Below are 12,654 nucleotides of genomic sequence, written 5' to 3'. Positions count from 1 at the left end.
AATGGCGGGCCGTCATGGTCGTCCTCGAGTTCGCGGCAGGCGAAGTCAGCGGATCGGGCGGTCATGGCGGAGAGGCGGCGCAAGGCGCCGCCCGCCTAGACTTGAGCCGAGCGGCGTGCGGGTCAAGCTGCACTGCGGGGAACCGCCGCCGTCGCCGGGTGGTCTCAAGCGCCGTGGCGTCGCCATCCCGCCGGATGTGCGCCGCCATCCGGCCGGCCGGAATTCAGTTCCCGCTCGGCATGCTGCCCGCTCCCGCCACGCCCGAGGTTCCGTCATCGCCCGCTCGCCGCTCGCCCAACGCCCGTCGCCGGTGCCCGCCGAGGAGTCGCCGGCGCCGCCGATGCACGAGGCGACCCCGCGCGCCCTGGCCGCCGGGCGTGGCCGCCGCTGGCACGAGCCACGTCGCGAACGCCGCCAGCACTGGCTGGCCCTGTTGCTCGCCGCGTTGCTGCACGGCGTGTTTGTGCTGGTGGTGTGGCAGCAGATGCGTCCCCGAATGATCGCCCCGACCACCAGCGCGCCCGCGCAGGAAGCGCTGCAGATCCGCTTCATCAGCAGCGCGCCGGCGAGGGCGATACCACCGGCCCCGGCGTTGCAGGCACCGCCGCGTCCCCGCGCTCCGCTGGCGCCGCGCGAACCGGCGCGAAAGAACGCCATGAGCCTGCAGCTGCCCGCGCCGCCCCCGCCCGACACGACACGGCTGTTCGATGCAAACGGCCAGCCCCTGTTGCCCGCCCCGGCAAGCAGCACGCCGGTGCCCGACTACGTGCAGCATCTGCCCCAGGGCGAACCGCGGATCATGCAGCACCGCAGTCCGGTCACCTACCAGGCCACGCGCTTCGACCAGGACTGGGGCAAGGGCAACGCCGTCGACAGCGCGCTGCAGAAGCTGGTCGACAAGACCACGGTGAAGAAGACCATCCGGCTTCCGCGCGGCGTGCGCATCCACTGCGCGATCTCTCTGGCCATGCTGGCGGGTGGTTGTGGCGGCGATCCACCGGCGAAACCTTCGGCGAAGGACGGCGACGTGCGCCTCAACATGGCGCCGGCGCGCTCGCTGGATGGGCAGGCGCATGCGCCGAAGCCGCCCAGCGAGCAGGCCTGCATCGACATGTATCGCGCCGGCAAGCCGCTGGCCTGGGGTTGCCCGGTGGACACGCCCGATCGTGCGGTGGATGCCGAGCTGCGCGAGCGGGCCGCGAAGGCAGCGCGCGGGCACTGAACCCGCCGCGGCATGAACCTCGCGACGGTCGATCGTCACGCCCGTCACGCGCAACCGGGGCGGCGCCCGCTACACTCATCCGATGCCCGCGCCACCGCCACACGCCACCTCCCGACGCGCCGCCAACCCCGCGCAGGTGATGCTGAACTCGCCACTGGCGGCGGCCACTCGTGCACGCGTGTATCACCAGCGCACGCGGCCACGGCCGCGCGAACGCACCCTGCGCATCGTGGCGATGGCGGGCGCCGTGGTGGTGCATCTGTTCTTCCTGTTCGGCTTCGTGCTCGGCCCCGCGTTCCAGGTCGTGCTGCCGCCCGAGCCAAAGCAGGTGCTGTTGCAGGTGCGCTTGATCGAGCCGCCCGAGCCGCCACCGCCGCCACCGGTGCGCGGCACGCCACCGAAAGAGCGCGGGCCACGCCACCAGGGTCGCGACAAGCGGCCGGCCCGGGTCAGCGAACGCAGCGCCAACGTCGAGGCAGTGGTGACGCCGGCGCCACCCGCAGCGGCCGCGCCGCCGGTGGTCGCCAGGGTGGCGAAGGTCAAGGCGCCCAAGCCGAAACCCGTGGCCGCGCCACCGGCACCGGTGAGCCTGCCGCAACCGGCCCCGGCGCCCGATCTGCAACCGGTGCCGCTGGCCGGCGAGCCGCCGGCGATCAACCTGCCCACGCCGGTGGTGCAGGCGCCGGTGCCGCCGAAGTTCCAGCCCGAGTCCGTGCGCAAGCCGCAACTGGAAGGCAATCGGCCGATGCCGCCACCGCCTTCGCTGGCGATGCCCGAAGTGCCGCCGCAGGCCGCACCGCCGATTGCCATGCCGAGCATCGCGCTGGACGTGAGCGTGCCCAAATCCGCAGCGCCGGCCAGTATCACCGTGATGCGCGCCGAGGTTCCCGCCGCGCCGCCGGTGCCCGCATTGCAGCCGGTGCCCCTGCCGGCGCAGGCCTCGCCCATCGTCAATCTGGACGCGCCGCTGGGCGCGCCCCGTCCCACGGTGTCCAACGAAAAGCCCCAGGTGCAGGCGCCGTCGATCGAGGTGGCCGAGGCCGAGCTCGACGCGGTGCCGCTGGCGCCATCGGCACCGGCGGAGATCAAGCCGCAGGCGCCCAGCGAAAAGATCGAGGTGACCGACACGCCGCGGCAAACGGCCGTCCAGCCGTCCATCGAACTTCCCGAACTGAGCGCGCCGCCCACGGTGGCCCCGGCCTCCGCGCCCGTTCCCGACAGTACGACGGCAAAAGCCGAATCGCCCCAGTCCAAGGCCAGCGACGAAGCGCAACAGCCCGCGCCCACCCCGGCGGACCAGTCGCCCGGGCGCGACGTCAGCCGCGCGCCCGACGCCATCCCGCAAGGCAGCGACCTGGGTGACCCGGGTCGAGCCGATGCCGTCGTGCGCGAACCGGCAGCGGCCGACAGCAGCGCCGCCACGTCGGCCCAAGCGGCGAAGCAGCCGGGCAACGGCAAGCAGGTCGCTGCCGACCAGACAGGCAAGGCACCGACTGCCAGCGACCAGGCTGGCAAGGCGCAGCCCGGCGGCAACCAGCCTGGCGCATTGCAGGGCGTGCAGAAGGGCAGTGCGCAAGGCGAGCCGCAAACCGGCCTGGGCGAGTATGTGCAACTGAAGCCGCACGGCGACACCCAGATCATGAGCCACGGCCGCCCCGACATCGGCTACAAGCCGACCCGCTTCGAACAGGACTGGGCTCCCGAAGGCGAAAGTTCGATTGACACCGCGTTGCGGCGCGCGGCGGAAAAGACCCAGGTCACCCACACCTTCCATCTGCCACGCGGCATCCGCATCAAGTGCGCCGTGAATCCCTTGATACCGATCGCGCTGCTGGGCTGCGGCAACCCCGATCCGCCGGCGAAACCGCTGGACCAGAAAATCTACGATCGCCTGAACCTGGCCCCGGCCAATCCCGTGGCCAAGCCGGCGGTCGCTGCCAGCAGCGCATCGCCGGCGCCGATGATCAAGTTCGACAACAGCGCCGAATGCGCCGCCGCCCGCGTCGCCGGCAGCCCGCCGCCGCCCGGCTGCGAAGTCATCACGCTGCCAGTGAAACCCGCCGCACCTGCCTCATCGTCCAGTTCGTGGGTGCCGGCGAGCGACCAGTTCCATTGAGCTGTCGTGGACTGCGGTGGCGCCTTGCTCCAAGGCACGGAACGCGCCAGCGCGACCGCGTCTTCTCAGGCGAGGTTTGTCTTCCGTTCGCCAGGATGAACCGGCGTATCCATCCGGTGTAATGGTTCCGATGCACAAGCTGCGGTGTCCGTGCGGCAAACGCCGCTGAACTTCCTCCAGAAGGCAGGTAGACGCGTTACCGAACCAGCACCTGCTATCACCATCGATTGTGGGGGATAAGACATAGCGCCCCGATTGTGGGATATGAGTCGCGCAGCGTCGCTCCGATATCTTGCGCAGGGTCTTTCCCCTGAAACGCCACGCATACTCAGCAAAGCGCCTGTGGCTGTCGGATAACGGTGTTCATCCGACAGCCACAGGCGCTTTGCTGTTTTCAGACGCACAGCATCGTCGCTGCGGTCGGCTATCGGAAAGGGCGAAGCTCGACCAACCGATCGGGAATCCGCCACTCTCGCTCCCGAACAGCGCGTTCAACCGGACTGCGGGTATAGGATGTCGCGACAACCGAACGCTGCGCACCGCAGCCGGTTAACTCCAGCGTTAGGACTCAGATGGACAACGCGTCGCTTTGGATAGCAATGGCCGGCCTTGCGGCGACAAACATTGCGAGCGGAATTGGCTTCTACTTCACCTATAAGTCTCAGCGTTCACCGCTACGCCAACAACTACACGCGAAGCAGATTGAGGTGCTTATCGACTTCTCGATAGGTGCAACTAGGCTGCAAAAAATCGCCGCAGCCTTGCAAGAAGGCTCGAAACTCAGCAAAGAAGATCAGCATTCGCTTGACGAACATTGGGACGAAGTATCACAACGCCTGCTGGACATAGTCCAGATGGGAGGTGTCGTACTGCCGTCTGACCTTTATTCCACAATGACGGCATTTCGAGCTTGCGCTGAGGCCTACGAAGTTGCCATTGTTAAGGGCGTCAACGTCGGCAAGGCTTACTACGATCTCATGGGTGCAGCCGCGCATGTCACCATGCTCAGTCGCGAGCTCGTGGGCGCGGATAGTCTAAGCATTGAATCTCTTAAACTGCACAATCGTGGTGGCTACGACCGAATGCAGCAAGTAGGCCGACTCGCACTAGCACGTGTATCACGAGCACTTTGGACCCAATCACGTCGAGCTGATCGGCGTGATGAGTCCTAACCACTCATTCGAGACGGACGGCTGCGCCGCCGCTCAATTCCAGCGTTAGCCCCTATGAACCCAGATGATCGCTGGTCACACCTGATAGCACTGGACGAGGAGTTGCTGAAGGGTGGCGTCATTCTCTCGGAGTGGTGCAGCTTTATAGTCCGTGAGGCAGACACCGCATTTGTAAATTCCGCTCATTTGGCTTCTATTCTTACGGCCGTATCAGGCATCGAGACTTATCTTCGCTCCGAGTACGCGCAAAATGGCAAAGCGCGGCTCGTAGATTTAATTGATCTGTCCCCGATTTCTGATGCGTTAAAGGTTAACCTGCATACGCTACGCAAGTACCGCAACAAATGGGTTCACATCGACGAGCCTTGGGATGACTCCGAGCTCCTGGCACATCCTGGAACCACCGAGAAGGAGCTTGAGGAAATGGCACTTTTTGCCGCCCGGCTTTTGCGTGAGACCATCTATGAAAATTCGTGGGTGTAGCATGTGGTGGGCTAACAACTCCGTAAGAGACTTCCCGTCATTCCCAGCCGCATGAGGCTTTTGCCCTGAGTTTTCGGGCGGCCGCTGGCGATCGTGTTGTGCTTCGTGTTGCGTGCTGCTTGTCAGTTTGATGCGGTGTCGAACGTTGCCAGGGACTGTCCGTGGCGGTAAGGGTTTCGTCCGAAATGCCGGTCAGGTCCGCATCGGGTTTTTTCCCATGGGGCACGTGCGCCCGATCGTGTAGTCTTTCGGCCGTTGCTTGTCCTGGCGAGCCTGCTACGACGCGGTTTGCCATTCCGGTTTCGGCATCCAGGGAAGGGGGTTTCATGAGCGATCCATACAATACCTACGTTGACCACGTGCAGCCGGCGCGTCCGGTGGCGGCGGTGGCCGCTCCGGCGGCGAAGCCGGTGGACCTTGTCTCACGGCTGGACGTGTCCGATGCGTGGAAGCGCAAGTTCAGGCTGATCGAGAAAGCGGGTGGGCCGGACTTGTCCGCTGCGCGGAATTTGCAGTCCGGCGAGCGGCGGGCCATCGGTTTCAATTTCCTCGCGTTCTTCTTTGGGCCGTTCTACTTCCTGGCCAAGGGTTTGTGGCGGCCGGCACTGATGTATTCCATCCTGGCCATTGCACTGGGCGTGCTGCTGGAGATACTCAGCAAGGGCAGGCTCTCGCACGGAGTCGGCTATGGTTTTGCGGCCGTCTATGCCATGCGCGCCGATCTTCTTTACTACCGCAAGGTAGTGCTGGGCGAGATGAGCTGGTTCTGAGCACCCAAGGGACTGGGCCGATCGCATGAGTCGCCGGATCGGGACAGGTTCGGCACTGCCGGGAGTTGCTCATGCATGAGCGACCCGCGGATTTCCAGCACCCGCTGCTGGCGCTGGCGCTGCTCGTGGGCAATATCCCCGTGTACATCTTCCTGGGCCGCCTCTTCTTCGGAAGCTGGCAGGACCTTGTCGACTGCGTGCGCGGTATCGCCATCGTCGATCGCAGCTTCCGCCTGTGGTACCGGCCAGCGCAGCGGCCGCCTCTGGATCGGGACGTGGATGGCTTGTACGCGGCGTCGAGGCTAGTGCTGTTCGTGCTGTTGTCGCTGGCCTGCATCGGCGCGGAGTATCACGTTCTGGCATGGCTGCTGTACCGTTGACGGCCGCCGTCCAAGGCCCGGGACGACGCCATGCCTCCGCTCGAGCCGGCGACGATGCAGACCGTTGGCAGGACGGATGGGCTAGCCACGCCAGGTGACGATGATGGCCGTGCAGGCGATGCGCGGCAGGGGAGATTCCGATGCTGCAGATGCGACCGAATTGCGAGTGCTGCGACCGTGACCTGCCGGCCCAGGCCGATGGCGCGATGATCTGTTCGTTCGAGTGCACGTTCTGCGCGCACTGCGTGGAGCAGGTATTGCACGGCACCTGCCCGAACTGCGGCGGCGGCTTCAGCCCGCGGCCAACGCGGGCGGCGGCGCTGCTGGCGAAGTACCCGCCGTCGGCGGAGCGGGTGACCAGGCCGGATGGCTGCGCCAGCGCCGGCTGATCGGGACAGGCACCACTACAGCAGCCGCAGCAGCTCCTTCATCAACGGCAACCGCCGCACGCGTACCGCGCTGGCGCGGAACACCGCATTGGCGAGCGCGGGGGCGACCGTGGGCATGGCCAGGAAACTGGCGCCGGCGGGGTCACGCTCGTCGTCGACGGTGATCACTTCCACGTCGTTGGGTAGCTGCGCCATGCTGGCCAGCGGGTAATCCCTGAGGTCGTGCTGCTGCACCTGGCCACCCTTGATGGTGATGGCGGCATTCATGGCGATGGACAGCGCATCCAGCGTGGCGCCGGCGACCTGACCCTGCAGGCCGGTGGGGTTGATCACGCGGCCCACGTCGACGGCGCAGGCCACGCGCTGGATGGTGAGCTTGTCGCCCTGCATCGCCGCCTCGATCGCGTGCGCGACGTAGGCGCCGTCGACGTGCCAGCAGGCGATGCCCAGGCCGTTGACGGTGCGCAGCCAGTTCTTCCACTCGATGCGATCGGCGACCAGGCGCAGCACGTTGGCCAGGCGGCCGACGTCCAGCGTGCGACCGTTGTCCAGCGGCAGCTGGCGCGCTTCGCCGAGGATGCGCAGGCGCGTCTTCAGCGGGTCCTCGCGCATCTGGTGGGCGATTTCGTCGATGAAGCTTTCCACCGCGAACGCATTGCTCAGGTGCGGCATGCCGCGCATCGGGCCGCGGGGAGTGGCCGATTCCAGCGCGTACCAGTCGCTGCGATAGTTCGGCACCAGCGGGGCGGGGAACTGGTCGGCCTGCAGTTCGGACGTCCACAGGTGATCCTGCGGCACGCCGCGTCCGGTCAGTGCGGATGCGCTGGCCATGCGCTGGTTCCACGCCAGCAGCTGGCGCTTGCGATCGATGATGGCGCCCAGCTGGTGCACGCTGCCGCTGCGGTAGTAGTCGTTGCGCAGGTCCTGTTCGCGCGACCACAGCAGGCGCACCGGCTTGTTGATCGCCTTGGCCAGCATCACCGCTTCGGCCACGTAGTCGTGATCGAGCCGGCGGCCATAGCCGCCGCCCACGCGCGGCACGCGGATGTCGATCTTGTCCGCGGCCAGGCCGGTCAGGCGCTGCACCACGGCCGAGGCTGCCTGCGGCGCCTGGGTGGGCACCACCAGGCTGGCGCGATCCTTGTCCAGCCGCACCAGGCAGTTCGTCGTCTCGGCGGTGGCGTGCGCCAGCCACGGCTGGAAGTAGGTCGCCTCCAGGCGGCGCGCGGCCTTCTTGCCGGCGGCGTCGACATCACCGATGTTGCGCACGCGGGTGGTGGGCGCGCTCTTGCCGCCGAGCAGGGCGAGCGCCTGCTGTTCCAGCGCACTGCTGCTGGCGTCGCCGCTGGCACCGGGCTTCCATTCGAGCTTGAGCCGGGCCTGGCCTTGCAGCGCGGCCCAGGTGTTTTCGGCGAGCACGGCCACGGCCGGGGCGATCACGGTGCTGCCCGCCGGTTGTCCGGGCTCGGGGCGCAGCTGCACCACTTTCAGCACGCCGTCGACGGCCAGCGCGTCGGTGGTGTCGATCCGTGCCAGCTTGCCGTCGGGCCAGGGGCAATGCGAGAGCACGGCGACCACGGCGTCGCCGTAGAAGTGGTCGATCGCGTAGCGGGTCTGCCCGGTGACGATGGCGCGCGCGTCGACGTCGCCGACGCCGTGGCCGATCAGCCGGTAGTCGGCGGGGTTCTTCAGCGGCGGCAAGGTGGTGGGCAGGGCGATCTTGCTGGCGTCGGCAGCCAGGCTGCCGTAGCTGAAGCGGCGACCGTCCGGCGCGACGACCATGCCGTTCTCGCTGCGCAGGCGGCTGGCGGCCAGGCCCAGCCGGCGCGCGGCGGCCTGCAGCAGCAGCCAGCGCGCCACCGCACCGGCCTGGCGCAGGTCGCGCCAGGCGGCGGGGATCGAGGTGCCGGTGCCGCCGACCTGGTGGCCGTAGCTCCACACCGGCTTGCCGTTCCGGCTGTCGACGCCGAGGCCGAGCGCGACCACCCGCACGTTGTTCCAGTCGACGTCGAGTTCGTCGGCGATGATGCGCGGCAGCGAGGTGGCCACGCCGGTGCCGGTGTCCGGGTCGCGCGCGCCGATCAGCACGCTGCCGTCCTCGTCGATGCGCACGTACGGTCCGAGCCCGTGGATGTTGTCGCCCAGCAGTGCCGGCGGTAGCGGTGCGTCGGCCGCTTCGGCGAAACGGATGCCGACCAGCAGCGAGCCCGCGGTGCCGGCGAGCACCTGCAGGAAGCGGCGGCGCGAAAGTCGGATGCCCTGGCTCATCGCGGGCCTGCCTTGCCGGCGGCGGCGCGCTTGATCGCGCGGCGCACGCGGGTCTGGCAGCCGCAGCGGCACAGGTTGGGCAACTGGTCGATGTCGTCGTCGCCCGGATGCGGCTTGCGGCGCAGCAGGTCGACGCCAGCGATCAGCCAGCCCGGCGTGCAGTAGCCGCAGCCGATCGCGTCCTCGTCGATGAAGGCCTGTTGCAGCGGATGCAGGCTGCCATCGTTGGCGGCCAGCCCTTCCACGGTGACCACCGCCTTGCCGGCCAGCCTGGCCAGTGGCTGGGCGATCGCGGAGACGGCCTTGCCGTCCAGCAGCACCAGGTCGGCGCCGCTGCCGCCGTGCCCGCCGGCGTACTTGGTGCCGGTCAGCCGCAACACGTCGCGCAAGTACCACAGCAGCGGCATCTGCGGATCACCGGTGTGGCGGTAGTGCTCGCCATTGATCAGCAGGTCGATGCCGTCGCGAATCTTTTCCGGAACGATGCCGCTTTCCGGAGGGGGCGGCAGGACCTGGGCTTGCACGGGCGCCATCCATCATCTCCTTGAGGTCGATTCGCACATTGTGGCATTGCCGCCGCCCGCTTAGGGCAGTGGATGGCTGAACAGGCGCCGCCAGACGAAGTAGACCGGCACGCCCGCCAGCATGACCAGCAGCACGATGGCCGAGCTGCGCGGGTTGTCGAGCAGGGTGGCGACGACCACCGCCACCACCGCGGCGACGAACAGCAGCGGCAGCCACGGATAACCCGGCACGCGGAAGCCGTCTGCCGCGTCGTCATGGCGGCGATACCAGAACAGGGTGGCCACGCCCAGCGCGCAGGCCAGCCAGTCGCCGAAGGTGGCGTAGTCGAGCAGTTGGCCGTAACTGAAAGCCAGCGCCAGCAAGACCGCCCAGCCCGACAGCAGCAGCAACGCGGTGTTCGGCGTGCGCCAGCGTGGATGCAGGCGGGCCACGGCGCGGAAGAACAGGCCGTCCTCGCCCATCACCTGCAGCACGCGCGCGCCGGCGACCAGGGTGATGTTGCAGAAGCCGAGGGTGGAGATGGCCACGCCCAGCGCGATCAGCCTGGCGCCGATCGGCCCGGCCACCTGCTGCATCACGTCGGCGGCGGGCGCGTTGCTGGCGGCCAGGCCGGCGTGGCCGAGCACGGCGAGGTAGGCCACGTTGACCAGCACGTAGGCGACGATCACCAGGCCCATGCCCAGCGCCAGCGCACGCGGCAAGGTGCGCTGCGGCTCGCGCACTTCGCCGGCGAGGTTGTTGAGATAGGTGAAGCCCGAGTACGCGAACAGCACCGGCAGCGCCGCACCGATGAAGCCCACGCCGTGGCGCGCAGGGTCCGCGGCCAGCACCTGTTGGTGGCCGGCGCCGGCGAAGAACAGCCCGCAAGCCACCAGCACCGCCACCGCCAGCAGCTTGAGCAGGGCGAACAGGTTCTGGATCTGCGCGCCAAGGCGGATGCCGAACAGGTTGATGCCGGTGACGAAAACCAGGGCGCCGATCGTCAACGGCAGCGACCAGGCCGCCGATAGGCCGAACAGCGGGGCGGCATAGCTGGCGAAGATCGTCGCCACCGCGGCGGACGAGCCGGAATAAATCACCAGCAGCATGGTCCAGCCGAACAGGAAACCGGCCAGCGGCCCGAACGCCTCGCGCAGGTAGACATAGGTGCCGCCGGCATGCGGCCGGCGGGCGCCCAGTTCGGCGTAGCACAGCGCGCCCAGCAGGGTGAGCAAGCCCGCGGCCACCCACATCAGCAACAGCCACAAGCCGGACTCGGTGCGCTGCGCCACCACGCCGGGAGTGAGGAAGATGCCGCCGCCGATGACACCGCCGACCACGATCAGGGCGGCATCCCAGGGACGCAGGCTGCGCAGGTAGGTGCCCGTGGACGGCGGAGGAGATGACATTCGATGGACTCGGCAGGGGTGACGCGACAGCATGGCGTCGCGCCGGCGATCGGGCAAGCCGGGCCCGGTTTGCAGCTCGCCGTGCACACCGCAACGGTGGTGGTGCGTCGGAATCGCGTGGCGTGTGAGGGAGCCGCGCGTCGACGCAAAAACTGCATTGTCTCGCAATTTCATGCGGCTCTTGGTTCCGTCTCCCGCTTCACGCAGAATGCCGCGCCCGCATGCATGTGGCAGCGGGCATGGCAGCAGTGTCCAAACAGGGAATCGTATGAACAAAGTCATCAGAATGGCCGCCTTTGCGGTGGCGTTGGGCACCGTGTCGACCGGCGCGTTTGCCGCCGATACGGGCGCGTTCTTCATCAACGCCAATGTCGGCCAGTCGCACTTCCACGACAGCGGCTTTGACGACCGTACCGACACCACCACCGCGGCGCGCGTCGGATATGCGTGGCATATGGGCGACGCCAGCGATCTTGGCGTCGAAGCTGGCTACGTCAACCTGGGCCAGGCGAGCGGGTCGTTGATCGTCAACTTCAACACCGTCAACCTCAAGACCAAGCTGACCGGGCCGTTGCTTGGCGCCAACTTCAAGTACACCTTCAACAACAAGATCTACCTGTCCGCACGCGCGGGCTGGTTCCGTTCGAAGTTCGACGCGAACGTGACCAATCTCGGCTCGGACAGTTTCAGTGGCGATGGGGCCTACAGTGGCGTCGGCGTCGGTTACGACATCACGCCGCACTTCAGTCTGGGCGTGAACTTCGACGAGTACCACAGCCGTGCCACGGTGTATGGCACCAAGGCCAAGGAAGCCGTCAGCTCGCTGTGGGGATTTGCCGAATATCGTTTCTGAGTCTCGCGCAACCGGTGCAGGAGAACGGCCGCCCCGGGCGGCCGTTTTCTTCATGCGTGACCGGTCGGCTCATCAAGCCTCAGTTCACCACGAACGCCGATGACGCACTGGCCACCGATGGTGACCGCGCCGCTGGCCGCGTCGCGGGCCACCTCGACGATGCCGTCGCGACCCACTTCGCGGCCCTGGCTGGCGCGATAGTCCAGGCCGTAGCCGTCGCGATCGCCCCGCGCGGCCAGCCAGGCCATGATCGCCGCGTTGGCGCTGCCGGTGACCGGGTCTTCCGGAATGCCGTCGGCCGGGCAGAACGCGCGCACGGCCATCGCCGCATTGCCGGAACGTTCATGGCCGAACACGCCGACGCCGACGGCTTGCTGCCGCGTGCAGATTTCCGCCAGGGCGCCCATGTCCGGCTTCAGTGCCCGGACGGTTGCCGCCTCGCCCAGCTGGCACAGCAGCCAGTGCGGACCGTTGTCCACGAGCACTACCTCATCCCCGGCAAGTTCCACCTGCAGCGCGGATGCCAGTTGCGCCCGCCGTGCATCGTCCACCGCGTGCATCCGCGCCGGCGGCGCCTGCACGTGGATGATTCGCGTCGGCCCCTGGCCGATCACCTGCACCGGCAGCAGGCCGGCGGCGCACTCCTGGATCAGCGCCGTCTTGCCGGCGTCGACCAGGCCGGCCTCGATCGCCGCATACGCGCTGCCCACGCTGGGGTGGCCGGCAAACGGCAGCTCCTGCCGCGGGGTGAAGATGCGCACGCGGTAATCCGCCTGCGGCGTGCTCGGCGGCAGCAGGAAGGTGGTTTCCGAGAGATTGGTCCAGCGCGCGATGCGCTGCATGGCCTGGCCATCCAGCCCTTGCGCCCCGATCACCACGGCCAGCGGGTTGCCATCGAACAGGCGGCTGGCGAAGACGTCCAGCTGCAGGAAGTGGAAGGTGTCGGGCATGGTCGGTGGCGGCGGGTGATGGGGAGGGGTTCGATGATAGCGGCAAGCCGGAAAGCCACCCTCCCGCTACGGCGGACTGCGGGCGCCGCACCGATTTGCGGCACAATAAGAGGGTTGTGCGCTCCGGACAGCGGTCTG

General features: G+C 67.8%; 12 protein-coding genes. 8 read left to right on the top strand and 4 right to left on the bottom strand.

Annotated features, from left to right (window positions below; all coding sequences use genetic code 11):
* Positions 1-340 precede the first annotated feature (340 nt).
* The 7 genes from I6J77_RS13500 to I6J77_RS13470 all read left to right on the top strand — a co-directional run bounded on the left by I6J77_RS13500 (position 341) and on the right by I6J77_RS13470 (position 6,532).
* Complete coding sequence (locus I6J77_RS13500) at positions 341-1,222, top strand: hypothetical protein (RefSeq protein WP_204109389.1); 882 nt, start codon at positions 341-343, stop codon at positions 1,220-1,222.
* Positions 1,223-1,304: 82 nt separating this feature from the next.
* The gene (locus I6J77_RS13495; protein WP_239308988.1) at positions 1,305-3,338 is read left to right on the top strand and encodes a hypothetical protein; all 2,034 of its coding nucleotides are present in this window, start codon (positions 1,305-1,307) and stop codon (positions 3,336-3,338) included.
* 572 nt (positions 3,339-3,910) lie between these two features.
* Positions 3,911-4,510: a hypothetical protein gene (locus tag I6J77_RS13490; protein WP_204109388.1), complete on the top strand. Its 600-nt coding sequence runs from the start codon at positions 3,911-3,913 to the stop codon at positions 4,508-4,510.
* Positions 4,511-4,564: 54 nt separating this feature from the next.
* Positions 4,565-4,993, top strand: coding sequence for a hypothetical protein (locus tag I6J77_RS13485; RefSeq protein WP_204109387.1), 429 nt, complete (start codon positions 4,565-4,567; stop codon positions 4,991-4,993).
* A gap of 326 nt (positions 4,994-5,319) precedes the next feature.
* The gene (locus tag I6J77_RS13480; RefSeq protein ID WP_204109386.1) at positions 5,320-5,763 is read left to right on the top strand and encodes a DUF2628 domain-containing protein; all 444 of its coding nucleotides are present in this window, start codon (positions 5,320-5,322) and stop codon (positions 5,761-5,763) included.
* Positions 5,764-5,834: 71 nt separating this feature from the next.
* On the top strand, positions 5,835-6,143 hold the full coding sequence (locus I6J77_RS13475; RefSeq protein WP_204109385.1) for a hypothetical protein: 309 nt from the start codon (positions 5,835-5,837) through the stop codon (positions 6,141-6,143).
* A 140-nt stretch (positions 6,144-6,283) separates the two neighbouring features.
* Positions 6,284-6,532, top strand: coding sequence for a DUF1272 domain-containing protein (locus I6J77_RS13470; RefSeq protein WP_204109384.1), 249 nt, complete (start codon positions 6,284-6,286; stop codon positions 6,530-6,532).
* Positions 6,533-6,547: 15 nt separating this feature from the next.
* Here the strand turns inward: I6J77_RS13470 and I6J77_RS13465 are convergent, their stop codons facing one another.
* From I6J77_RS13465 to I6J77_RS13455, 3 genes are read right to left on the bottom strand one after another with little or no spacing between them, the layout of a single operon-like run.
* Positions 6,548-8,800, bottom strand: coding sequence for a xanthine dehydrogenase family protein molybdopterin-binding subunit (locus I6J77_RS13465; protein ID WP_204109383.1), 2,253 nt, complete (start codon positions 8,798-8,800; stop codon positions 6,548-6,550).
* Positions 8,797-9,333: a (2Fe-2S)-binding protein gene (locus tag I6J77_RS13460; RefSeq protein ID WP_007805594.1), complete on the bottom strand. Its 537-nt coding sequence runs from the start codon at positions 9,331-9,333 to the stop codon at positions 8,797-8,799. The genes I6J77_RS13465 and I6J77_RS13460 overlap by 4 nt, the downstream gene beginning before the upstream one ends.
* A gap of 51 nt (positions 9,334-9,384) precedes the next feature.
* The gene (locus tag I6J77_RS13455) at positions 9,385-10,713 is read right to left on the bottom strand and encodes an APC family permease (RefSeq protein WP_204109382.1); all 1,329 of its coding nucleotides are present in this window, start codon (positions 10,711-10,713) and stop codon (positions 9,385-9,387) included.
* A gap of 268 nt (positions 10,714-10,981) precedes the next feature.
* Between I6J77_RS13455 and I6J77_RS13450 the strand changes: the two genes are divergently transcribed.
* On the top strand, positions 10,982-11,566 hold the full coding sequence (locus tag I6J77_RS13450; RefSeq protein WP_204109381.1) for an outer membrane beta-barrel protein: 585 nt from the start codon (positions 10,982-10,984) through the stop codon (positions 11,564-11,566).
* A 50-nt stretch (positions 11,567-11,616) separates the two neighbouring features.
* Here I6J77_RS13450 and I6J77_RS13445 read toward each other — a convergent pair whose 3' ends face one another.
* Entirely contained in the window at positions 11,617-12,516 is a 900-nt protein-coding gene (locus I6J77_RS13445) for a PhzF family phenazine biosynthesis protein (RefSeq protein WP_204109380.1), read from the bottom strand.
* Between the last annotated feature and the right edge of the window lie 138 nt (positions 12,517-12,654).

It is taken from the genome of Rhodanobacter sp. FDAARGOS 1247 (genome assembly GCF_016889805.1).
In the GTDB taxonomy this organism is placed as follows: domain Bacteria; phylum Pseudomonadota; class Gammaproteobacteria; order Xanthomonadales; family Rhodanobacteraceae; genus Rhodanobacter.
Note: the sequence above shows the minus strand (reverse complement) of the source record. Positions and strands in the feature narration are given on the sequence as shown.

What these genes read in the sequence shown, in the direction of transcription:
- I6J77_RS13500 (WP_204109389.1), top strand. Translation starts at nt 341, where the DNA reads ATGCACGAGGCGACCCCGCGCGCCCTGGCCGCCGGGCGTGGCCGCCGC.
- I6J77_RS13495 (WP_239308988.1), top strand. Translation starts at nt 1,305, where the DNA reads ATGCCCGCGCCACCGCCACACGCCACCTCCCGACGCGCCGCCAACCCC.
- I6J77_RS13490 (WP_204109388.1), top strand. Translation starts at nt 3,911, where the DNA reads ATGGACAACGCGTCGCTTTGGATAGCAATGGCCGGCCTTGCGGCGACA.
- I6J77_RS13485 (WP_204109387.1), top strand. Translation starts at nt 4,565, where the DNA reads ATGAACCCAGATGATCGCTGGTCACACCTGATAGCACTGGACGAGGAG.
- I6J77_RS13480 (WP_204109386.1), top strand. Translation starts at nt 5,320, where the DNA reads ATGAGCGATCCATACAATACCTACGTTGACCACGTGCAGCCGGCGCGT.
- I6J77_RS13475 (WP_204109385.1), top strand. Translation starts at nt 5,835, where the DNA reads ATGCATGAGCGACCCGCGGATTTCCAGCACCCGCTGCTGGCGCTGGCG.
- I6J77_RS13470 (WP_204109384.1), top strand. Translation starts at nt 6,284, where the DNA reads ATGCTGCAGATGCGACCGAATTGCGAGTGCTGCGACCGTGACCTGCCG.
- I6J77_RS13465 (WP_204109383.1), bottom strand. Translation starts at nt 8,800, where the DNA reads ATGAGCCAGGGCATCCGACTTTCGCGCCGCCGCTTCCTGCAGGTGCTC.
- I6J77_RS13460 (WP_007805594.1), bottom strand. Translation starts at nt 9,333, where the DNA reads ATGGCGCCCGTGCAAGCCCAGGTCCTGCCGCCCCCTCCGGAAAGCGGC.
- I6J77_RS13455 (WP_204109382.1), bottom strand. Translation starts at nt 10,713, where the DNA reads ATGTCATCTCCTCCGCCGTCCACGGGCACCTACCTGCGCAGCCTGCGT.
- I6J77_RS13450 (WP_204109381.1), top strand. Translation starts at nt 10,982, where the DNA reads ATGAACAAAGTCATCAGAATGGCCGCCTTTGCGGTGGCGTTGGGCACC.
- I6J77_RS13445 (WP_204109380.1), bottom strand. Translation starts at nt 12,516, where the DNA reads ATGCCCGACACCTTCCACTTCCTGCAGCTGGACGTCTTCGCCAGCCGC.